Annotated in this window: 23 protein-coding genes, 1 tRNA gene and 1 pseudogene; 13 read left to right on the top strand and 12 right to left on the bottom strand. The window is 59.5% G+C overall.

What is annotated here, in order from left to right:
* Positions 1-95: 95 nt before the first annotated feature.
* The 3 genes and pseudogenes from A462_RS30720 to A462_RS30730 all read right to left on the bottom strand — a co-directional run.
* Positions 96-551 (bottom strand): annotated as a pseudogene (locus A462_RS30720) (tyrosine-type recombinase/integrase); the annotation flags it as partial.
* 166 nt (positions 552-717) lie between these two features.
* Positions 718-794: transfer RNA gene (locus A462_RS30725), tRNA-Met, on the bottom strand.
* A 269-nt stretch (positions 795-1,063) separates the two neighbouring features.
* Positions 1,064-1,384: a DUF6124 family protein gene (locus A462_RS30730; protein WP_008430710.1), complete on the bottom strand. Its 321-nt coding sequence runs from the start codon at positions 1,382-1,384 to the stop codon at positions 1,064-1,066.
* A 427-nt stretch (positions 1,385-1,811) separates the two neighbouring features.
* On the opposite strand from A462_RS30730, the gene A462_RS30735 reads away from it, so the two are divergent.
* A complete protein-coding gene (locus tag A462_RS30735; RefSeq protein ID WP_008430708.1) occupies positions 1,812-3,029 on the top strand; it encodes an MFS transporter in 1,218 nt (405 codons plus the stop codon).
* A 114-nt stretch (positions 3,030-3,143) separates the two neighbouring features.
* Here A462_RS30735 and A462_RS30740 read toward each other — a convergent pair whose 3' ends face one another.
* Positions 3,144-3,689, bottom strand: coding sequence for an RNA polymerase sigma factor (locus tag A462_RS30740; RefSeq protein WP_008430705.1), 546 nt, complete (start codon positions 3,687-3,689; stop codon positions 3,144-3,146).
* Positions 3,690-3,952: 263 nt separating this feature from the next.
* Here A462_RS30740 and sctW point away from each other — a divergent pair, with 263 nt between their 5' ends.
* The 11 genes from sctW (at position 3,953) to sctU (ending at position 14,173) form a co-directional block, all read left to right on the top strand.
* Positions 3,953-5,047: a type III secretion system gatekeeper subunit SctW gene (gene sctW / locus A462_RS30745; RefSeq protein ID WP_008430704.1), complete on the top strand. Its 1,095-nt coding sequence runs from the start codon at positions 3,953-3,955 to the stop codon at positions 5,045-5,047.
* Entirely contained in the window at positions 5,044-7,140 is a 2,097-nt protein-coding gene (sctV, locus tag A462_RS30750; RefSeq protein ID WP_008430702.1) for a type III secretion system export apparatus subunit SctV, read from the top strand. Before sctW ends, sctV begins: the two co-directional genes overlap by 4 nt.
* An 85-nt stretch (positions 7,141-7,225) precedes the next feature.
* Positions 7,226-8,125: an FHA domain-containing protein gene (locus A462_RS30755; protein WP_008430700.1), complete on the top strand. Its 900-nt coding sequence runs from the start codon at positions 7,226-7,228 to the stop codon at positions 8,123-8,125.
* Positions 8,122-9,480 carry a FliI/YscN family ATPase gene (locus A462_RS30760; RefSeq protein ID WP_008430699.1) on the top strand — a complete coding sequence of 453 codons (1,359 nt, stop codon included), beginning with the start codon at positions 8,122-8,124 and terminating at the stop codon, positions 9,478-9,480. The genes A462_RS30755 and A462_RS30760 overlap by 4 nt, the downstream gene beginning before the upstream one ends.
* Entirely contained in the window at positions 9,467-9,895 is a 429-nt protein-coding gene (sctO, locus tag A462_RS30765; protein WP_003208357.1) for a type III secretion system stalk subunit SctO, read from the top strand. The genes A462_RS30760 and sctO overlap by 14 nt, the downstream gene beginning before the upstream one ends.
* Positions 9,892-10,350: a type III secretion system HrpP C-terminal domain-containing protein gene (locus A462_RS34750; RefSeq protein ID WP_238544201.1), complete on the top strand. Its 459-nt coding sequence runs from the start codon at positions 9,892-9,894 to the stop codon at positions 10,348-10,350. The genes sctO and A462_RS34750 overlap by 4 nt, the downstream gene beginning before the upstream one ends.
* Entirely contained in the window at positions 10,347-11,360 is a 1,014-nt protein-coding gene (locus tag A462_RS30775) for a FliM/FliN family flagellar motor switch protein (RefSeq protein ID WP_008430697.1), read from the top strand. The genes A462_RS34750 and A462_RS30775 overlap by 4 nt, the downstream gene beginning before the upstream one ends.
* A complete protein-coding gene (gene sctR / locus A462_RS30780; RefSeq protein WP_008430696.1) occupies positions 11,357-12,010 on the top strand; it encodes a type III secretion system export apparatus subunit SctR in 654 nt (217 codons plus the stop codon). The genes A462_RS30775 and sctR overlap by 4 nt, the downstream gene beginning before the upstream one ends.
* A gap of 7 nt (positions 12,011-12,017) precedes the next feature.
* Positions 12,018-12,281, top strand: coding sequence for a type III secretion system export apparatus subunit SctS (gene sctS / locus A462_RS30785; RefSeq protein ID WP_003208363.1), 264 nt, complete (start codon positions 12,018-12,020; stop codon positions 12,279-12,281).
* 10 nt (positions 12,282-12,291) lie between these two features.
* Positions 12,292-13,083, top strand: coding sequence for a type III secretion system export apparatus subunit SctT (gene sctT, locus A462_RS30790; RefSeq protein WP_003208364.1), 792 nt, complete (start codon positions 12,292-12,294; stop codon positions 13,081-13,083).
* Positions 13,076-14,173, top strand: coding sequence for a type III secretion system export apparatus subunit SctU (gene sctU, locus A462_RS30795; protein WP_003208366.1), 1,098 nt, complete (start codon positions 13,076-13,078; stop codon positions 14,171-14,173). Before sctT ends, sctU begins: the two co-directional genes overlap by 8 nt.
* Here the strand turns inward: sctU and A462_RS30800 are convergent.
* The 3 genes from A462_RS30800 to sctC are packed head-to-tail and all read right to left on the bottom strand — an operon-like array spanning position 14,170 to position 16,867.
* Positions 14,170-14,529: a hypothetical protein gene (locus tag A462_RS30800; RefSeq protein WP_008430695.1), complete on the bottom strand. Its 360-nt coding sequence runs from the start codon at positions 14,527-14,529 to the stop codon at positions 14,170-14,172. The genes sctU and A462_RS30800 overlap by 4 nt on opposite strands.
* Positions 14,530-14,534: 5 nt before the next feature.
* A complete protein-coding gene (gene hrpT / locus A462_RS30805; RefSeq protein WP_003208370.1) occupies positions 14,535-14,729 on the bottom strand; it encodes an HrpT family type III secretion system protein in 195 nt (64 codons plus the stop codon).
* Positions 14,726-16,867 carry a type III secretion system outer membrane ring subunit SctC gene (gene sctC / locus A462_RS30810; protein WP_008430694.1) on the bottom strand — a complete coding sequence of 714 codons (2,142 nt, stop codon included), beginning with the start codon at positions 16,865-16,867 and terminating at the stop codon, positions 14,726-14,728. Before sctC ends, hrpT begins: the two co-directional genes overlap by 4 nt.
* Positions 16,868-16,939: 72 nt before the next feature.
* Between sctC and A462_RS30815 the strand changes: the two genes are divergently transcribed.
* Positions 16,940-17,266, top strand: a complete 327-nt coding sequence (locus A462_RS30815; RefSeq protein WP_177325562.1) for a hypothetical protein — start codon at positions 16,940-16,942, stop codon at positions 17,264-17,266.
* Between the two features lie 9 nt (positions 17,267-17,275).
* On the opposite strand, the gene A462_RS30820 is transcribed toward A462_RS30815, so the two are convergent.
* The 5 genes from A462_RS30820 to A462_RS34155 all read right to left on the bottom strand — a co-directional run bounded on the left by A462_RS30820 (position 17,276) and on the right by A462_RS34155 (position 19,917).
* Positions 17,276-17,494: a hypothetical protein gene (locus tag A462_RS30820; RefSeq protein ID WP_003208375.1), complete on the bottom strand. Its 219-nt coding sequence runs from the start codon at positions 17,492-17,494 to the stop codon at positions 17,276-17,278.
* Positions 17,495-17,601: 107 nt separating this feature from the next.
* Positions 17,602-18,189, bottom strand: a complete 588-nt coding sequence (gene sctL, locus A462_RS30825) for a type III secretion system stator protein SctL (RefSeq protein WP_008430692.1) — start codon at positions 18,187-18,189, stop codon at positions 17,602-17,604.
* Between the two features lie 19 nt (positions 18,190-18,208).
* Positions 18,209-18,529 (bottom strand): type III secretion protein, encoded by a 321-nt coding sequence (locus A462_RS34160; protein WP_157222815.1) that lies wholly within the window; start codon positions 18,527-18,529, stop codon positions 18,209-18,211.
* 211 nt (positions 18,530-18,740) lie between these two features.
* Entirely contained in the window at positions 18,741-19,547 is an 807-nt protein-coding gene (gene sctJ, locus A462_RS30830; protein WP_008430690.1) for a type III secretion system inner membrane ring lipoprotein SctJ, read from the bottom strand.
* Between the two features lie 7 nt (positions 19,548-19,554).
* Positions 19,555-19,917 (bottom strand): hypothetical protein, encoded by a 363-nt coding sequence (locus tag A462_RS34155; protein ID WP_023659153.1) that lies wholly within the window; start codon positions 19,915-19,917, stop codon positions 19,555-19,557.
* Positions 19,918-20,122: the final 205 nt, after the last annotated feature.

Below are 20,122 nucleotides of genomic sequence, written 5' to 3'. Positions count from 1 at the left end.
ATAGTGTCCACTAAAAAATGGTGTCCACTATCTTGGCCAATTTGGAGGGCTGTCAGGAGAGGGTGCTGGCCGGACGGTTACGCTTCATCTCCATTGACATGAGTGTATGGGCGTTTGCCGAGCGAGGGGAATACATGGCGTTCGAGTGCGCCAAGTATCCTTTTGGCCGTACCAGCATCCCAGCCGCTCAGGCGAGACGTGTGCCACTCCCTTGCCATTGCCTCAAAGGTATCGTTGGCCGCATCGATCTCGGAGGCTTGACGAGCTTTCTTGGAGGTGATCGGGTTCTTACCTTCCGATGCGTCTGCGCGTAGATCAGCTGCTTTCTGTCGAGCGAAAGCGCCGCCCACTTCCGGGTAGCCACCAAGACCAAGCCATGACCATTTTCCGTCCGGCTTCTTGTAGCGTAACTCCCAGGACTTTTGGCCGTTTGGCTTGACCCTGAAATACAGCCCTGGGCTGTCTAGTTCGCGGTATGCCCCGGCCTCAGGCTCCAGGCTGGAAAGTGTAGTGTCAGCGAGAGGGCGCCGCTTGATGTCGGTGCGTTTCATCCTTGTATGCCTCCAGTTCAATTATTTATGAAACATACACGTGGGCATACACGGTGGGGAAGGATAGGGGTAGATAGAGGTGGATAGCCAGAAACAAGAAAGCCCGCACTAGGCGGGCTTCTTGAGGTGATTCATAGACTGCTGTAGACATCTATGGATCGGTACTTGGTGGCTACACAGGGACTTGAACCCCGGACCCCAGCATTATGAATGCTATGCTCTAACCAACTGAGCTATGTAGCCAAGTGGCGCGCATTATTCGCGGAGAACGGGAATGCGTCAAGCGCTTTTTTTGAAAATTTATCTACGCTATCAACTGTTTAACGGGAAACACCGGGTTTGGTGACGAGCGGTTGGGGTTTGCGCAGGTCCCAAGGCAGCGAAGATCAAAAGGTGGGAGCGGGCTTGCTCGCGAATGCGGTGTGTCAGTCAGCAGAGGTATTGGCTGGTCCACCGCCTTCGCGAGCAAGCCCGCTCCCACATTTGATCTGCGGTGTTCTGGCGTTCGCGCGTCAGGTTTTGCGCGGGTGCAGGCACTCTATCGAGCGGTCGACCATGGCCTTGGCGATTTCCAGCAGGTGCCACACGGCGAGGACTTTCGCACGCTCGGGGCTTTGCAGTTGTTCGCCACAGTCGAGCGCGGTGGCCGAGGCGCTGTGCAGCAGGTCAGCAGTGAAGAGCAGGGAGTCTTCGAAGCTGATTTCGTCGCTGATGGCGTAGAAGTTTGTCGAGGGTTGCGGCGGGTCGGTGGGCAGGTAGTGGTCGAGCGCTCGGTTGAAGGCGGCGCGGTCTTTGGCTTGGTCACGGGGTGGGTCGGGGACGATCTTGAACATGGTGTAGCTCCTATTGACCTGAAGAAGCTGCCACCGTCGCTGCTAAACGAGAAGGGTGGCGGCTGTACGCGGGTTAGCAGACCAGTCAATAGGAAAACCGGCGCACCCGAAGGTGCCCCACGCACAGCCACCATAAACTGGGGCGTAAAGCGTGTGCCTATTGAGTTCAGGCTGCTAAACCCGATCACTGAAAACCAGCGACGGACCGAAGACTAGCCACCGACTCCCCCAGGCACAAGGCCGAAAGATTCTCTAGGAAACGTCCCGCAAATTAAAGGGATTCATCTTGCTGGCCCTTTACAAACCATGACCGCTGCATCGATTCATCTACTCGTTAGCCTGCTAACGGGATAGCCTTCCTGCACCCAAAAGTGGCACATTGTCGCACCTGCACCTGTGCATCCATCTGCTGTACGGAAAACCTCCCATGGCTCTGAGCAATTCCCAGCCCTCCGTGGCTACGGCGCCTGCCGCCGGGCAAACCAGCCCGTTGGTGATGCGTGTAATCGGCGCGGTGGCGCTGGCGCATTTGATCAATGACTTGATCCAGTCGGTACTGCCCTCGATCTACCCGATGCTCAAGGCCAATTACGGCCTGACGTTCACCCAGGTCGGCCTGATCACCCTCACGTTCCAGCTCACCGCGTCCCTGCTGCAGCCGTGGGTGGGTTATTACACCGATCGCCATCCCAAGCCGTACCTGTTGCCCTGCGGAATGATCTGCACGCTGGTGGGCATCCTGATGATGTCCCAGGTGGGCAGCTTCCCGTTGATCCTGCTGGCGGCGGGGTTGATCGGCATCGGCTCGTCGACCTTCCACCCGGAAGCCTCCCGCGTGGCGCGCCTGGCCTCGGGCGGGCGTTATGGTCTGGCGCAGTCGACGTTCCAGGTGGGCGGTAATGCCGGCTCGGCCTTCGGCCCGTTGCTGGCGGCGGCGATCATCATTCCGTTCGGCCAGGGCAATGTGGCCTGGTTCGGCCTGTTCGCGGTGTTTGCGTTGTTTGTGCTGTATGCGATCAGCCGCTGGTACGCGCACCACTTGAACCTGTTCAAGCTCAAACAAGGCCAGGCGGCCACTCACGGCCTGTCCAAGGGCCGGGTGCTGAGCGCGCTGGTGGTGCTGGGGCTGCTGGTGTTTTCCAAGTACTTCTACATGGCCAGTTTCACCAGTTACTTCACCTTCTACCTGATCGAGAAGTTCGACCTGTCGGTGGCCAGTTCCCAGCTGCATCTGTTCCTGTTCCTCGGCGCGGTGGCGGCGGGCACGTTCTTTGGCGGGCCGATTGGCGACAAGATCGGCCGTAAGGCGGTGATCTGGTTTTCGATCCTCGGCGTGGCGCCGTTCACCTTGCTGCTGCCTCATGTGGACCTGTTCTGGACCAGCATCCTGAGCGTGGTGATCGGCTTTATCCTGGCTTCGGCGTTCTCGGCAATTGTGGTGTACGCGCAAGAGTTGGTGCCGGGCAATGTGGGGATGATCGCCGGGGTGTTCTTCGGTCTGATGTTCGGTTTTGGCGGGATCGGTGCGGCGTTGCTGGGGCACCTGGCAGACATCCACGGCATCGAGTACGTGTACACGCTGTGCTCGTTCCTGCCGCTGTTCGGGGTGTTGGCGATTCTGTTGCCGCGTACCAAAAAGGCCTGATACCAGGTCAATCGAGTCGGGCAGATATCCCTGCTGCCCAACGCTTGCGTCAAACGGGTAAATCAACTGCTCCTGCAAAGGGTGTCGGCGTTGCGCCGGTGCCCTGATTTACGCCTACAGCGGGTTGTAGGTGGCCCGCTTCAGGTGTTCGCGCGCCCGGGACAAACGTGAGCGCACGGTGCCAATGGGGATGTCCATGGCGTCGGCGGTGTCCTGGTAGCTGCCGTCGGTCTCCAGTGAGGCGTACAGCGTTTTACGCATTTCCAGCGGCAAATCCGTGATCGCCCGCAGGGTTCTTTCGAGCTTGCGGTTGACCTCGAACTGCCAGTCCAGGTTGTTGTTGTCTTCCTGCCCATGCCACAGCGCCTCATCGAACTCGCAATGCACCGGCTTGGCATACATGCGCCGAAAGTGATTGCGGATCAGGTTCTGGGCAATCCCGCACATCCACGTGCTGATGGTGGCCTGGCCGCTGAAGCGGTCTCGGCTGCGCCAGGCCTCCAGGTACGTCAGTTGCAGAATATCGTCTGCATCTTCCGGGTTGAGTACGCGTTTATGAATGAAGCGCCGGAGTTTCTTGTGGTGGTCTTCCGACAGGTTCTGGATGGAGCGGTGCGGGTCAGGTGTAAGGTGAACTAAAACATCGATAGGGATATCCATGATTTTTTCCTCAGGGTAGACACGGTCGAAATGATTTCGACGGGAACCCTCTTAGCACTGCCTGTGCCAAGGGAAATAAATTCATAAGCAATTGATTTATATAAATAAATATCTTGTTTCCAGGCTTTTTTGTGCAAGGTTTTGCACAAGTGGCTGCGGGCGCGTGCCGATCTTTTCACATGCCCGGTATCGTCGATAAACATGGAACCGTAACGGGATTGCCAGCCACACAAGGAAACGAAACTTCCTGTCCAGGCATCTCCATGAAACTTGATCCTTCTATTGATGTGCAAAAAAACCAGAGCCTGGATCAGCCTGTTCCAGCGAGTATTGATAACCCGCCAGTTCGCCAGGCACCCGCCGGGACGGCGGTCGACAATTTCGAGGCGCTGTTCGGCCTGGAGGTTGAACTCAACAGCAAGGCCTTGAGCCGGCGTATGTTGGGTCTGGGCGTGACGCCTGTGGCGCAGTTGACACAACTCTATGAGCAACTGGGCCATCCCGCTCAGGCAACACTGGCGACCATTGCGCGCTCCATCAGGGTTCAACTGTTGCTCAAGCCCAGCCTCGAGAAGTTGCTGGAGCTGACAGGAAACGACCCGGCCCGTACGTTTGTCGTACTCAAGCAGGTGGCTGCGCAGGCACAAGCTGAAGCGCGTACCTCCGAGGCGGCGCTGGCCAGCGATGCCCTGGCGCGGCTGGAGGTCCGCTTCAAGCCGCAGATCCAGGCCGGCTTGAACATCGCGCAGGCCTTGCAGGCAAGCAGTGACGACCCGAGTTTGCGGCAGGCGGTACGCAGTGTGTATTACGCCAGCGTGGTCGCCCGGCAATCGCTCGCCAGCATGATGCAGGCGCTGTTGGGGTTGTTCGGTGGCGATGAGTTTGGCCGCGGGTTGAAATTGATGCGTCGGGCCCTGGCAGACGACATTGCGGCGTATTGCCCTTCGCTCCCCACCGCCCAGCTGCGCACCTTGCTGTTGGGGTTGAGCAGTTGTGGTCAACTGGGCAGTGTGCTGGCCAGCTGCCGTGACTTGATCGATCGGCTGGCCGTATTGCACCCCGAAATTGATCGGGACACCGTAGCGCTGCTGCAGCGCATTCTCGGTTACGCGGGCACGGGCATCGCGTCTGCCGAAGTCCAGCGCCTGGCCTGCGAGTTGGGTGGGCCGGCATCATCCGTACAGATTGTTTCGCTCAATGCCCTTTACCCCGTGCTCGGGAGCCTGCCCCTGGCGTTGTGGCGCGACAGCAAGGGCCGCCAGGAAGCGTTGCACAATTTCATGGTGGTAATGGATGAGTACGCTCGCATCGAACGAGGCTCCCGGCATGTCGGCGCGCTGCCGATAAACCACTCATGAGTGCGCTGCGGGCAGTCAACGCAATACTGCTCAAGGTTGCACAACGCGCCGAGGTGCTGGGTGCGGTCGTGATCCTGGGCATTGTGTTCATCTTTATCGTGCCGTTGCCGACCTGGCTGGTGGATATCCTGATTGCCGTCAACATTTGCATTTCGTGCCTGTTGATCGTGCTGGCGCTTTACCTGCCCGGGCCGCTTGCGTTTTCCTCGTTTCCGTCGATCCTGCTGTTGACCACCATGTTCCGCCTGGCGTTGTCGATTGCGACCACGCGCCTGATCCTGCTGGAGCAGGACGCCGGTGACATTGTGGAGGCCTTCGGCAACTTCGTGGTGGGGGGCAACCTGGCGGTGGGGTTGGTGATCTTCATGATCCTGACCATCGTCAACTTCCTGGTGATCACCAAGGGTTCGGAGCGTGTCGCCGAAGTGGCGGCGCGCTTCAGCCTGGATGCCATGCCCGGCAAGCAGATGTCCATCGACAGCGACTTGCGTGCCGGCCTGATCGATGGTGGACAGGCGCGCGACAAACGCGAGCAGTTGTCCCGTGAGAGCCAGCTGTTCGGGGCGATGGACGGGGCCATGAAGTTCGTCAAGGGCGATGCCGTGGCCGGGCTGATTATCGTGGTGATCAACTTGCTGGGCGGGTTCAGCACCGGCATGTTCCAGCATGGCATGAGCGCCGCCGACTCCATGGCGCTGTATTCGGTACTGACGATTGGCGATGGCCTGATTGCGCAGATTCCCGCACTGCTGATCTCCCTGACCGCCGGCATGATCATTACCCGTGTAGCACCGGCCGGGGCGAATAAAGGGGCCAATAACATGGGCGCCGAAATCGCCCGGCAAATGACCAGTGAGCCCAAGAGCTGGATCATTGCTTCGATCGGCATGCTGGCTTTTGCAGCGCTTCCGGGCATGCCGACGGTGGTCTTTATCCTCATTTCGCTGATGACGGGCTCGCTGGGTTATTACCTTATGCGTCAGCGTCAAAAGCAGGACGCGCCCGCAGATGCGGCGGCTGACGCCGTCCCGGCGGAGATCAACGGTGACGAAGACCTGCGCGCCTTTGATCCATCCCGGCCTTACTTGCTGCAGTTTTCATCGGGCCTGCAGGGCTCTGACCGAACAGCGCAAGTGGTTCATGGCATTCGCCAGGCCCGAAACCGCCTGGTTGCCCATATCGGCCTGACACTGCCGCCGTTTAACGTCGAGTTTATTCCCGCCTTATCCGACGATGAGTTTCGCTTTTGCGTGCACGAAGTCCCTGTGATCAAAGCTACCTTCGGTGATCGGGTCGCGGTGGAATCGGCGGCGCTGGGCGTCGAGCCACAAGCAGGTACCCAGGGTCTGGCGGAGCGAGACGAGCAAGACTGGTTATGGTTGGCGTCCGATGATCCGCTGCTCGACGATGCACAGCTTGAACGCCATACCGCCCATGACTTGATCATCGAGCGCATGACACGGGCGATGCTGCTCAGCGGGCCGCAGTTTCTCGGTATCCAGGAGTGCAAGTCGATTCTCAGCTGGCTCGAGTTCAACCAGCCGGAGCTGGTTCAGGAGCTGCAGCGGATCATGCCGCTTTCGCGCTTCTCTGCCGTGTTGCAGCGCCTGGCCAGCGAGGGCGTTCCGCTGCGCGCGGTGCGGTTGATTGTCGAGTCGTTGATCGAGTACGGCCAGCATGAGCGTGAAGCGGATGCCCTGGCCGACTATGCGCGAATCGCCCTCAAGTCGCAGATTCTGCACCAGTACAGCGAAGCTGATGGCCTGCACGCCTGGTTGTTGTCACCGCATACCGAGAATGTCCTGCGCGAGGCGCTGCGCCAGACCCAGACCGGGGTGTTCTTTTCCCTCGACAACGACAGCAGTGCGACGCTGGTGAGCTTGCTCAAGCAAGCCTTTACCGTGCGGGCCAAGAGCAAAAGTGTGCTGCTGGTTGCGCAAGACTTGCGCAGCCCCTTGCGGACATTGCTTGTGGAAGAGTTCAACCATGTGCCGGTGTTGTCGTTTGCCGAGTTGGGCAGTTCGTCGAAGGTCAAGGTGCTGGGGCGGTTTGACCTGAGTCATGACGATCTGCTGCGTGGGGCCGTGGCATGAGTACTGTTTTGGCGATTGCGCATTGCCTTGAAACGGACGGTGCTGCGTGGGGCCGGTTGGTCCGTGCGGCCATGAGGGCCTGACAATGTTTGAGCTACGAGTACTCGATGGTATGCACCAGGGGGCGGCGCTGCCGTTGTTCGGCGAGCAGTGGAGCATTGGTGCGCACCCTGACGCTGACCTGGCGCTATACGACCCGGGCATTGCCGAGCGTCATGTGCGATTGCAGTGTGTTGACCAGCGCTGGTCGGTGCAGGCCGAGGGAGGGGTGATGCAGGATGCCGCCGGCCTGATCCTGGCGCAGATTGCCGACCTGGCACTCAACACGACATTTTCGATTGGCAACGTTCGGCTCTGCGTCACCCGCGCCGACCAGCCCTGGCCTCAGCCGACGGTGACTGCCGAACAGGCGCCCACGCCTGCGGCCGAGCCCCTCGTGCCGCTGAAGCTTTCTTCAATTTCGAGCACGCAGCAGAAACGCTTGATCAGCCTGGTCGTCGTCGTTGCGGTCATCATCACCGCGCTGGGCATGACCACTAGCGGTGACCGCGAAGCCCAGGCGTCGTTGATGTCACCGGTGATCCGCAAGAACGAGCTGGCCTCACCTTTCGAGGTGCGCCAGCAGTTGCTCAGGATGCTCAGCGAGCGCGAATTGATCAACCGTATAAGCATCCAGTTGGTCAATGACCAGGTGCTGCTCGACGGCGATGTACTCCAGGAAGACATGGAGTTGGTATCGCGCATGCTCAGCCGGTTTGGCGAACAGTTCGATACCGCGGTGCCGGTGATGAGCCGGGTCAGGACTCGCGACGGAACGTTCCCTTTCAAGATTTTGCAGATTGTCGGCGGCCCCAACGGTCACGTGGTTCTGGAGCAGGGGAACCGACTGTTTGTGGGGGATGAAGTGGACGGCTTGCGACTGGTGCTGATCGATAACACCAAAGTGGTGTTCGACGGTAAGCAACGCTTCGAGGTGCGCTGGTGAGCCGTGACCTGCAAGCCCGTCTTGAGGCCTGGGAGCAACGCCAGTCGAGTGCGCTGGTCAGCTTCGCACCGGTGTCGGTGCGCGGTCGTATCCAGCGGGTGAACGGCATGTTGTTGCAATGCCGGCTGCCCCAGGCGCGCATCGGTGATTTGTGCCAGGTCGAAAAGTCCATCGGTGAATACATGCTGGCGGAGATCATCGGTTTCGACCAGCAGGATGCAGTGCTCAGTGCGTTGGGCAATCTTGAAGGCGTGCGCGTGGGTGCCAGTGTGCAACGCCTGGGGGTGCCACACCGGGTACGTGTCGGCGACGATTTGCTCGGCCAGGTGCTCGATGGGTTTGGCCGGCCGATTGCGGGCGATGGCCCCAGCGCCTTTGTGGAGGCCGACATCGCAGAGGCGAGCACGGTGTTGTGCGAGGCGCCGTTGCCTACCGAACGCCCGAGGATCAGCCGGGCGTTGTCCACCGGCGTACGCTCGATTGATGGACTGATCACGCTGGGAGAAGGCCAGCGCGTCGGCCTGTTCGCCGGTGCGGGGTGCGGCAAGACCACCTTGTTGGCCGAGATCGCCCGAAACGTTGAGTGCGATGTGATCGTGTTCGGGTTGATTGGTGAGCGCGGACGCGAGCTGCGGGAATTTCTCGACCATGAGCTGGATGATCAACTGCGCGCCAAGGCGGTGCTGGTGTGTGCCACCTCCGACCGCTCAAGCATGGAACGCGCCCGCGCGGCGTTCACTGCGACAGCGCTGGCCGAAGGGTTCCGGCGCAAGGGCCAGCGGGTACTGCTGCTGATTGACTCCCTGACCCGATTTGCCCGGGCCCAGCGTGAAATCGGCCTGGCCGCGGGCGAGCCCCTGGGCCGCGGCGGCTTGCCACCGTCGGTATACAGCCTGATGCCGCGCCTGGTGGAGCGGGCCGGGCTGACCCGTGACGGAGTGATTACCGCCATCTACACCGTGCTGATCGAGCAGGACTCGATGAACGATCCGGTAGCGGATGAAGTGCGCTCCCTGCTCGACGGCCACATCGTGTTGTCACGCAAGCTGGCCGAGCGTGGCCACTACCCGGCGGTGGATGTGCTGGGCAGCCTTTCGCGGATCTTGAGCAACGTCGCCACACCCGAGCATATAAGGGCGGGCACCGCCTTGCGCCGCTTGTTGTCGGCGTACCAGCAGATCGAACTGATGCTCAAGTTGGGCGAGTACCAACCCGGCAGTGATGCCCTGACCGACCTGGCGGTGGACAGCCGCCAGGCCGTCGATGGCTTTCTGCGCCAGGACCTGCGTGAGCCGGCCGCGATGGCGATGACGCTGGACCAATTGATGGAGTTGACCACCGATGTCCCTTTCTGAAATCGATACCTTGCGGCGATTGCGCAAGCACCGGGCTGACCGGGCGGAGCGCGCGCTGCGTGCCGCCAAAAGGCAACAGCAAGCGCTTCTGTTGCAGATCCGGCAGGCGGCGGATGCCCTTGAGCAGACCCGGCTGGACGAAGCCCGGAAAACTGCTGAGTTGCTGAGCAAGCATCAAGGGCAAGTGATCTCGTTCCAGGACATCAAGTCCTGGAATGCCCAGGAGCGCACGTTGTCCGCCGACACCCGCCGCGAAGAGGGGCAGTTACATGAGCTGCACGGCCAGCGCGATGAGCAGTTGATCCACATCGACAGCGCGCAGAAGCAGGTTACCCAGTGCTTGCGCGAGGTTGAAAAACTCCAGGAACTGTCCCTTTTGTTGGGGCAGGAAGAAGCCGTGCAGGAAGAAACATGACGCAAGTTCCAGTGAACAGTCCTGAGCGCCCGCGTCCGGGCGAGCCTCGGGATGAACGTGAACCCGGCCCGGGGGCGATAGTGCCATGGGAGCACGGACGGTTATTTGCCCAGCTGTTTGGCAACGATGATGAAGGGGGCGGTTTCGGTTCCGCCCTACCGGGAACCCCTGCATCAAGTCATGCCGCGATGATCGCGGCCATGACCGAGCAGTTGGTACCGCGGATTCACGCCGCTGTTCAGTGGCCTTTGCACGCTGTGCTTTACCTGCCGAGCCTGGGGCGGATCAACGCCAGCGTGCGCCGCGAGCAAGGTACCTGGAACGTTGAGCTGGAGGCGCAGGAAGAGCGCACCGCGCGCTGGCTGCCTGGGGTGCGCCAGCACCTTGAGGACGGGCTGGCCGGCGCGTTGGCGCAGCCTGTCACCGTACACCTGGCACATGTGGACCCGGCATGATCATGCCGTTTTTAACCTTGCCGGTGGTCAGCGGCGCCAATGTCGCGGCGCGGCGCAGGCTGGGGCGCGGCTTGCGCATGGCGTTTCAGGTCGCGGGGCAGAACGGTGAACTGTTGATGGAACCGGGCCGTGCCCCCGCAGGCGTCAAGCCGCTGTTTTTCGAGAGCGCCTGCGGGGTGCTGGCTTTCGCCGAACCAGGGCCGCTGTTCAGCCTGCTGGGGGAGTGCCCGGTGACGCTGGCAGAGGCCGACAACGATCCAGACTCGTGGTTCTGGGAACTGTTCCAGCACCACCTGAGCCCGCAGGTGCGGGGGCTGTTTGGCTTCCTGCGGTTGCTGCCGGCGCCCAGGAAATTGAACTTCGGTTGTCGCTTCACGGTGACGCTGGGGAAGTCCAGGGTCGTGGGTTACCTGTGGCTGACTCCTGAGCGCTTGCTGGCACTGTGCGAGGCCGGTCCGTGGCAGTCGATAGCGGGGCCATTGCCGGCGTCGTTCCAGTTGGCAGTGGCGATGACCCTGGGCCGCTTGAAGCTATCCATCACGCAATTGAGCGGTGTCCGTGCCGGTGACGTGGTGATGCTTGAGCAACCCTTTTTCGATGTGCAGGGCAATGGTCACCTGTATGTCGGCAAGCACCGGCTGCAAGGGTGCATTGATGATGAATCCGGGCCGTTGTGCCTGACGCTTGTTTCGATCGAGGAAACGTCCGTGGACGAGGATTTTGCAACATCGCAGTACCCGGGGGATGAGCTGGATGAACCGGTAGTGGATGTCTTTGGCCACGAGCCTTTCGATGAGTTGAACATGGCCCTGACGGTACGTTGTGGCACCCTGAACCTGACCCTGGGCGAACTGCGCAATCTCGCCCCCGGTGCGGTGTTGGGCATTGCCGGGTACGCGCCGGGCATGGCCGGGCTTTATTACGGCGACAGGCCGATAGGGCAAGGGCAGTTGGTGGAAGTTGATGGGCGCCTTGGTTTGCAGTTGTCCCGCGTGATTTTTTCGCGATGACATTTCAGGGGGTCGACCCTCTTGTCCTGGCGCTGTTTTTAGGTTCGTTGTCGCTGATGCCAATGCTGCTGATCATCTGCACATCGTTCTTGAAGATCGTGATTGTGCTGATGATCACCCGTAACGCCATCGGCGTGCAGCAGGTACCGCCGAGCATGGCCATCAACGGAATAGCACTGGCTGCGACACTGTTCATCATGGCGCCCGTGGGGTACCAGATTGCCGAGAACGTCAAGGCCTCGCCCGTGGACACGAGTAGCGTGGAAAGCCTTCTGGAAACCGGGCAGGCGGCCATACAGCCGTTGCGCGCGTTCATGCTGCGCAACACCGATGCAGATGTGTTGACTCACCTGCTGGAAAACAGTGCGCGCATGTGGCCGCCTGAAATGGCGCAGAGCACCCAGCGCGAAGACTTGATCCTGCTGGTCCCGGCCTTCGTGCTGTCGCAACTGCAGGCGGGGTTCGAGATCGGCTTTCTGATCTACATTCCGTTCATCGTCATCGATTTGATTGTGTCCAACCTGCTGTTGGCCCTCGGTATGCAGATGGTCTCGCCCATGACCATTTCGCTGCCGCTCAAACTGCTGTTGTTCGTCATGGTTTCCGGTTGGTCGCGGCTGCTCGACAGCCTGTTCCTTTCTTACCTCTGAGTGCCCTATGGAACCGATCGTGCTGTTCAAGCAGGGCATGTTGCTGGTGGTGGTGCTGTCGGCGCCGCCGCTGATCGTGGCGGTGGTTGTCGGTGTGTTGACGTCGCTGGTGCAGGCCCTGATGCAGATACAGGACCAGACGCTGCCCTTTGGCATCAAGCTGGTTGCGGTGGGCATCACGCTGATTTTGACCGGTCGCTGGATTGGCGTGGAGCTGATCCAACTGATCAACCTGATGTTCGACATGATTGCCCGCTCGGCATTGAACTGAGGGCCTGCGTGTGCTGCTTTATCTTGAATTCCTGCCCAGCCTGCTCGTGGCCATGGCGCGCATTTATCCCTGTGCATTTCTGGTGCCTGCGTTTTGTTTCCAACATATACGCGGCATGCCCCGCCACATCATCGTGATGGTCATGGCGTTGATTCCGGCGCCCGGCATTCATGCCGTCCTGGCTGCCAAGGATTACTCCGCGCTGATGATCAGCGGGTTGGTACTCAAGGAAGCTGCCCTGGGGTTTTTGCTGGGGATTCTGTTGGCCATGCCGTTCTGGATGTTCGAGTCAGTGGGCGCACTGCTGGATAACCAGCGGGGGGCTTTGGCGGGTGGCCAACTCAACCCCTCGCTGGGGCCGGATGCGACGCCGATCGGGCACCTGTTCAAACAGTTGGTGATTTATTTGCTGATTGCCGTCCTGGGCTTGAGCGTGCTGACCCAAGTGATCTGGGACAGCTACCTGATCTGGCCGCCAACCGCCTGGTTGCCGCTGCCGGCGGTCAATGGGTTCAGTGTATTCATCGGGCTGCTGGGCGATACTTTTACCCACATGATGCTGTATGCCGCACCGTTTATTGCCGTGCTGCTGTTCCTGGAGTTCGGCTTCGCCTTGTTGGGCCTGTACAGCCCGCAATTGCAAGTCTCTACCCTGGCAACGCCGGTCAAGAGCCTGGCGGGGCTGGTTATCCTGCTGCTGTACTTCCCGCTGTTGCAGGACTTGATCGTCGGGCGCATGGCGCAGTTGGGAGACCTCAAGCATTCCCTCGGCCTGATGTTCAGGGGCTCGGGACATGAGTGATTCGGGTGAGAAAAAACACGCGGCCACGCCCAAGAAACTCAAGGATCAGCGCCAGAAAGGCCAGGTCGCCCAAAGCCAGGACGTCGGTAAGCTACTGGTGTTGACCGCCCTCAGCGAAATCGCGTTGTTCACCGCCGAAACCAGCATGCAGCGCTTCCAGCAGTTGCTGGTGATGCCCATGTCACGTTTCGGGCAGCCCTTTGTGCGGGCGCTGGAGGAAGTGCTGACGGAAGGCTTGATCGTGTTTTTTTCCTTCGCCTTGCTGATGGCCGGATTGGCGATCGCGGTGAAGTTGATCAGCGGCTGGATTCAGTTCGGTTTCCTGTTTGCGCCGGAAAGCCTGAAGCTGAATTTCAGCCGTCTCAACCCAATCAGCCAGGTCAAGCAGATGTTCTCTGCCAAGTCAGTGACGAACCTGTTGATGGGGTTGGCCAAGGCGCTACTGCTTGCGCTGATTTTGTACGTGGTGATCAGTCCGTCACTAGGGGCCTTGATCAATCTGGCCACCAGCGACCTGCAGAGTTACATCCTCGCGCTGATCATCCTGTTTCGACATCTGCTGCACGCTTGCCTGGGATTGCTGCTGGTCCTGGCATTGATCGACATGGCGCTGCAGAAGCACTTCTTTGCCAAGAGCATGCGCATGACTCAGGTCGAGGTGGTCAAGGAATACAAGGACATGGAGGGCGACCCTCACGTCAAGGGGCAGCGCCGCGCCCTGGCCCAACAGCTGGCCCAGGAGGAGCCGAAGGTCAAGTTGCCCAAGCTGGAGGAGGCCGACATGTTGGTGGTCAACCCGACGCACTTTGCTGTCGCGCTGTACTACCGGCCGGGAAAAACGCCGCTGCCGCTGCTGGTGGATAAAGGCACGGATGCCGAGGCCCGGAAACTGATAGACCGGGCCAAGGCGGCCGACGTGCCGGTGATCCAGTGTGTATGGCTCGCGCGCACGCTGTACGAGAAGAAGCTTGGGGCGAACATTCCCCGGGAGACGTTGCAGGCGGTAGCGTTCCTCTACCGCACCCTGCGTGAGCTCAATGACGAGGCCAAGCGTGAAACGCTGGAGTTTCCGGAGCTTAAGCAACGTTAACGGTAGCGGTGCACGTCCAGCATATCGAGGCAGCCCAGCGAAAGCAGCTTGCCGATGATCTCATCTGCCTCCTCTGCACCTGCCGGCAGCGCGTGCCAGATCACCAGGGCATCCTTGGCATCGAGACAGGCAAAGCAGCCGTCAAACGCCACCGCCTGTTCAAAAAGCCGCTCCAGCACCCGTTCCAACTGTCCGGCTTCCAGCGCTCCACGGTCGACCAGCAACGCAAGCCCGGGTTTACCACCGGCCTTTAACCGGCACACGCTTATGCCCGGGCCGAGGGACAGGTGGGCGTCCTTGCCGCCCACCAGGTTATCCAGGAATACCTGGCGAGACGACGTATCGTTCGGCCCCATGGAACTTACCGTTCCAGTGAGATCGTTTGATAGTCGGAGCGCTCGCCGGCAGGGCCCGATTCGACGCGCATCTGCGGCGGCCACCAGACCACCAGCTTATCGGCGCCCGATTGCGGGCGTGAACAGGAGTCGCCCTTGCACGTCGGCGTACAACCAACGATAAGCAGGGCCAGGCCGAGGAGGGTGAGTAGGCGTTTCATGGCGCGTTCTTCCGGGTGGGGGTGATCAGGGAGGGGCGGGACACACCGATGTGTTCATCTTTGACCACGGGCCGCATGGCGATAAATACCTCCGCCTCTTCTCCCGGCTTGAGCCAGGCACGTGGCCAGACGCTGACGGCCAGGGTCTGGGAGTTGCTGCATTCTCTTTCATCGATGCGCACGTTACGGTTGAACTGATTGCGTACCACCACCACGGCCACATTGAACTGCGGGCCTGCATACCATTGGCTGCGTTCGGTGTTCAGGGCCAATAGCTCGCGGGTGCTGCACAAGGTGTCCAGGCCCAGTGGCATGGGCGCGGCCTTGAAGGCCGTGGGTACTTGCCCGCTGACGAGGTGAGCCAGGGTGCTGGTGATGTCGCTGCGCTTGATCACCGGTTGATGCTCGGCATACCGCCGGGCCAATGGCTTGAGTGCGGCCTGCATTTCGGCTTGATCCTCCTGGGGCAAGTAGCGTGAAGGATCAGCCTGATCGCCGATCACGCGCGGCGTCAGGATAAACAGGCGTTCGCGCCGGTTGTTCTGGCGCTCGGAGGAAGAAAACAGGGCCTTGCCCAGCAGCGGAATGTCTCCCAGCAGAGGGATCTTGCTTTGTTTGTCGGTGCTTTCAGTGACATGGAAGCCACCGACCACCAGTGAACGTTTTTCCGCCATGACCGCCTGGGTGCTGACTTTGCCGCGGCGTACATCGGGGCTGGTGCGCGCGGGGTTGGACTCGTCGAAGTTACCGTCCTCGATATCCACCACCAGGTGGATCTGGTGATTGCCGCGGGTAGTGATCACCCTCGGAACCACCTGGAAGCTGGTGCCGACCGTGATGGGCAGGATGGTTGCAGTCTCGGTGCCGGCGGTGAGGTATTGGGTGCGGTTGAAATCGATCACCGCCGGCTGGTTTTCCAAAGTAAGCACCGACGGGTTGGACACCATGGTCGCCAGGCCACGTTGCTCCAATGCGCGAATATCGGCGTTGAAACGATCACGGTGCTCGATCGACAGCTGTGATGAAGACCCGGGCGCCATGTTCACGCCACCCCGGAAACGGCTGTTTTGAAAACCCCATCTAATCCCGAATTCCCGCAGTTGAGTGCGCTCGATATCAAGGATGATCGCATCGATTTCCACCAGCTTGCGGGCTACGTCGAGCTGGCTGATCAGCTCACGGTACATCGCCTGGCGCTCCGGCAGGTCGTAGATCAGGATGGCGTTGTTGCGCACATCGGCTTCGACTCGGATTTTGCTGGTGGAGACCGGTACCCGAGGGGTGAGTGACATACCGTTGTCCGCCGGCCCCGGGTTCATCGTCTGACCGAGCATTTGCCCCAGCATCGGGTTACTCAGGCGCGGAAATACCGGGGTTATGGGTGAGGGTTGCGCGGCAGAGGGAGGGCGTGGGCTCATCCCTGAAAGCGTCGAGGCCGTGCGAGGTTCCAGCAGCCCCCGCAGCATGCTGGCAACGCCTGGGATGGTCAGTTTCTCGCCGCGATAATCAATCTGGCGGTCCGCCGCATTGGCGAACTTCAGCGGGTAGCTGAGGACGCTCTGCTTTTCATCCGGGGACTTGCGCTGGCTGCTGAACTGCTTGATCTGTTCGATATAGCGCTTGGGCCCGGAGACCAGTACGACGCCGTCCTCAGGCAATTCGCCCCAGCCGAAGCGGCTATCGAGCAAGCCTATATCGGTGAGGGCCTGCTTGAGGTCGGCGATGGTCTCGGAGGAGACCTCCAGGCGTGCAGATTCCTGTTGGTCCAGGGTGCTGACGTACAGCGTGTTGTTGTACAGGTACCACTGGAAGCGGTGCTCTACGCCGAGCCTGTCGAGAAGCGATTGTGGGGTATTGGCGCGTATCTTGCCGTTGACGTTGCCTTCGAGGAGGCCGTCGATTTGCAGTTGGGTGCCGAAGGTCTGGGCGAAGTCTTCCAGCACATCCCGCAGGGGCTTGTGTTCGGCCTCATAGGCATAGGCGGTGTTTTTCCATTCGCTGGGGACGGCGGCCAGGGTGCTTTCCAGGGGCGCCAACAACCAGGGCATGAGGATCAGGTAGCGCCAACGGGCAGGCTTTACGGCGGCGGCAGGCGAATTGACGCGCAAGCGGATGTGCTTGTCGATCTTGTTAGGCATTGAGAATTCTCTGTTTTAGTGACGCAGCGACCGAAGCGAAGTAGGCCTAAGTTTCCGGGCTGGGCTGGCAAGGTGCGCAACAATGCCCCGCCAGGTATCACGCTGGTTCAGCAGGGTTTCGAGTTTGCCAAGCAGGTGGGGCAGAGCACAGTCGCCAGGGAGTTTTTGAAGCAGCCAAAGATGACCAGTCATTGCTTCCTGCGCCAAGGCACCCTGGAAATGCCTCAGACTTTCCAGTCCGAGGCGCATCCACGCCTCCAAGGCTCTTTTGTCGACCCGATGGTGGGTCAATTGAACACTGATCAAAAAAGCTTGTTGGTCGCGCCGCACCTTGATTTCGTCATTATCTTCAAACAACGTGATCAGCGGTTCGCTGCTACTCAACCAACGACCGAGTAACGCTTCCACTCACTGTATGCCTTCGATAACGGTCTTGGCTGTTTCGCTCATGTAATTGGTGTAGGTGGAACTGGCTGATAACGTGGCCGCGAGGAAGACTTTTTCGTCATTCATTGCCGCCAGGGCTTCGTCGTTGTTCAATCCATCGCGTTCTATCTTTTCAAAGCGCTTTTGCGAATTTTCCAGTTGCCTGTAGAGATTCGCTTGCAGGCGATAATCAAAGCTCATTGGTTTTGCTCCAGAGGATGTTACGTTCTGTGTGGCTCGACGCGTGATTCCAGTTCCACGGGTATTTCGTTAAACGTCAGCGCTCGTTGAACCGCAGCCCCTGCGTGTTATTGGGTTGAACCCGACGTGCCGGAATTCCATAGGGTTGCCACCATCGAATCCCAGTCGATCCGAAATCCACCTTCGGGCGTTTCCAGAATGAGCATTTGAGGTGCGATGTTCTCCTCGGTGCGCAGTGTCCAGGGAAGGTCTGTGTGCCTGCTCAGCCACTGGTCTACGTTTTTACGGTCCAATGGATTGCAGAGCAGAGTGGCTTCGATTCGCGGGACCTGGGTGGCCAGTAATTGCTTTAGCAGGACGCTCAGGCGTTGGTGGGAGACTGTTTCCTCCAGTAGGCTACGAATGGCCAGGCTGGTGATGGAGGCGGCAATGGGTTCAATGTTGTCGCAGATAGCCTGGCGTTCAATCTCCCAGCGTTGCAGCTGAGCGTTGGCGCGTTCCCAGAACTCACGGCAAGCATTTGCGTAAAGTATTTCACGCTGCTCTTCGGCCTGGCGTAGTAGTTCGTGCGCTTCGGCTTTGGCGCGAATAAGTAATGTGCCCGCCTGAGCACAGTCGATAAGCATCTCTCGGGCAATCAGGGTTTGTGGCAGGTCCTGGCCTTTATTCAGCTCAATTTTACGTCGGCATAACATGCAGGTTGTTTGCTCCTGATCAGGGCCACGCGTGATCATTCGTGATGGCGGTAGCTCGCCAGATGACGGCTCGCCACAGAGTATCCAGCCGACCATGACGGTCGGGCAGGTTGGAATATTTCTCCAGGTCGACCACCCGTTGATTCGCAAAGCCAAGTCGTAGGCGTTGCCATACCGCAGGCTCAACCCAGGCGCGCAGGTACTGCAGAGGATCGTCTGTGTTCAGTACCCGTGAGTCCGCAGGGAGCGCTTTGGCAAGGCGCTGACACCAGAGGTATTCATCCTCCTCCAGCAAGTGGTCGCGTGCAGGCTGGCAGACACTGCCGACCAGCGTCAGCATGCGGTCGCGTTGTGGTGGGGAGGCTTGCACCAGGTGCAGCAAGGCAGGGGAGGGTGAGGGTGGCAGGCAGGGGGTGATGGCCAGTGCGGTGCTCACTCGTTCATGCCGGCTGCGACATAGATCGGTCGAGGCGATATATGGGCTGAGGACCTCCCAGTCACACGCTGGCGTTTCCCATGGGCGGGCCCACCATCGAACCCACGCCAGCTGATTACTCATGAACAGACGGGTTTAGTGATGCATGAGCCGGTACGACAGATGAGTCATGTTGTTGATTCATCCCCCGTTTGCGCCAGATAAACGCGCCAGCCCCCGCAAGCGTCAATATGATGAGCAATACGGTAAGACTCATGCGCCAGAAACCGAGATCGTTATCCTGAACCAGGAACGGACCAAAATAGGTCAGACGTTGCTGCTCCAGATACGCCGCGGCGGGGACAAACACTACGGTTAATTTTTGAGTGTTTTCTACAGCAGCTGCCATGCCGGGGATACTGCTGGCCACCATCCTGCGTACTCGGGGGCGGATATTATCAGGCTCAAGTCGTGGATCATGTTTGATGAACACCGAGGCTGATGCCGGTTGTACGGGTTCACCCGGGGCAATCCGTTCGGGGAGCACGACATGGACTCGAGCGACGATGACCCCGTCGATGTTCGACAAGGTTGCCTCCAGCTCCTGAGACAATGCATAGATATAGCGGGCACGTTCTTCCAGCGGTGTTGAGATAACGCCTTCTTTACGGAAGATATCGCCCAGGGTCGACCGGGCCAGTTTGGGCAGGCCAGCGGCCTCGAGCGTCCGGACCGCCCTGCTGATGTCCGACGCGTTGACGCGCACAACAACGCCGTCTTTGGCTGGCACTTTTTGGGCCCGGATTTGTTTATCCGCGAGTTCTGCAACAACCTCATTAGCCTCCTGTTCGGACAGTCGGCTATGGAGTTCTACTTTTTCACCGCAACCGGCCAGCAGCAATGCCAATGATAAAACTAATGGGGTGGTGATCCAGCGGAGCATGACTTACCTACTGAAGGTTGGTTATTTTCTCGCAACATTGCACGGTTTTGCTGATGACCTTGACTGACATGGACAGCTCCCGATGGGCGTCTGAAAGTGACTTGGCAATTTGATGCATTTCCGTTGATTTTTTATTAAGGCTCAGGTCACGCAAACCTTTGGTCGCACGTTTTGATAGCCTCGTTAAATGAGAAGACTGTTCGGATAGCGCGTTCGTACCGACCATTGAATTTTGGCTACCCGGGGAAGACGCGCGATCAACCAGGCTGGCTTGGAAAAAATTCATGTCGGAAGCAGAGGTATCAATACCTCGTGATTCAACCGTTCGTGACACCGGGCGTTCTGTGAAGTCGTCAGCGAGCACGCGCATGTAAACCTCCGGCAAGACGCTAGGAACGTTCTTGTTGGTTTGGGAGTAATGTTGGTTTTTTTCGACGGTTCAGCATGAGCCATGCTAGCAAACGGGTTGCTTCCTCTATGTTTAATAGAGGGCGGTTGCAGGAGCTGAGTGCAACACAGTTACTGGATTGAGGCGGGAGCCTCGTGATGCTTGGCCATCAGCTCGGTCATGACCT

It is taken from the genome of Pseudomonas sp. Ag1 (assembly GCF_000278565.1).
GTDB lineage: Bacteria > Pseudomonadota > Gammaproteobacteria > Pseudomonadales > Pseudomonadaceae > Aquipseudomonas.
This window is presented reverse-complemented; position numbering and strand designations above follow the sequence as displayed.

Coding starts and splice junctions, on each gene's coding strand:
- A462_RS30730 (WP_008430710.1), bottom strand. CDS start 1,384: ATGTTCAAGATCGTCCCCGACCCACCCCGTGACCAAGCCAAAGACCGC.
- A462_RS30735 (WP_008430708.1), top strand. CDS start 1,812: ATGGCTCTGAGCAATTCCCAGCCCTCCGTGGCTACGGCGCCTGCCGCC.
- A462_RS30740 (WP_008430705.1), bottom strand. CDS start 3,689: ATGGATATCCCTATCGATGTTTTAGTTCACCTTACACCTGACCCGCAC.
- sctW (WP_008430704.1), top strand. CDS start 3,953: ATGAAACTTGATCCTTCTATTGATGTGCAAAAAAACCAGAGCCTGGAT.
- sctV (WP_008430702.1), top strand. CDS start 5,044: ATGAGTGCGCTGCGGGCAGTCAACGCAATACTGCTCAAGGTTGCACAA.
- A462_RS30755 (WP_008430700.1), top strand. CDS start 7,226: ATGTTTGAGCTACGAGTACTCGATGGTATGCACCAGGGGGCGGCGCTG.
- sctO (WP_003208357.1), top strand. CDS start 9,467: ATGTCCCTTTCTGAAATCGATACCTTGCGGCGATTGCGCAAGCACCGG.
- A462_RS34750 (WP_238544201.1), top strand. CDS start 9,892: ATGACGCAAGTTCCAGTGAACAGTCCTGAGCGCCCGCGTCCGGGCGAG.
- A462_RS30775 (WP_008430697.1), top strand. CDS start 10,347: ATGATCATGCCGTTTTTAACCTTGCCGGTGGTCAGCGGCGCCAATGTC.
- sctR (WP_008430696.1), top strand. CDS start 11,357: ATGACATTTCAGGGGGTCGACCCTCTTGTCCTGGCGCTGTTTTTAGGT.
- sctS (WP_003208363.1), top strand. CDS start 12,018: ATGGAACCGATCGTGCTGTTCAAGCAGGGCATGTTGCTGGTGGTGGTG.
- sctU (WP_003208366.1), top strand. CDS start 13,076: ATGAGTGATTCGGGTGAGAAAAAACACGCGGCCACGCCCAAGAAACTC.
- A462_RS30800 (WP_008430695.1), bottom strand. CDS start 14,529: ATGGGGCCGAACGATACGTCGTCTCGCCAGGTATTCCTGGATAACCTG.
- hrpT (WP_003208370.1), bottom strand. CDS start 14,729: ATGAAACGCCTACTCACCCTCCTCGGCCTGGCCCTGCTTATCGTTGGT.
- sctC (WP_008430694.1), bottom strand. CDS start 16,867: ATGCCTAACAAGATCGACAAGCACATCCGCTTGCGCGTCAATTCGCCT.
- A462_RS30820 (WP_003208375.1), bottom strand. CDS start 17,494: ATGAGCTTTGATTATCGCCTGCAAGCGAATCTCTACAGGCAACTGGAA.
- sctL (WP_008430692.1), bottom strand. CDS start 18,189: ATGTTATGCCGACGTAAAATTGAGCTGAATAAAGGCCAGGACCTGCCA.
- A462_RS34160 (WP_157222815.1), bottom strand. CDS start 18,529: ATGCTGACGCTGGTCGGCAGTGTCTGCCAGCCTGCACGCGACCACTTG.
- sctJ (WP_008430690.1), bottom strand. CDS start 19,547: ATGCTCCGCTGGATCACCACCCCATTAGTTTTATCATTGGCATTGCTG.
- A462_RS34155 (WP_023659153.1), bottom strand. CDS start 19,917: ATGCGCGTGCTCGCTGACGACTTCACAGAACGCCCGGTGTCACGAACG.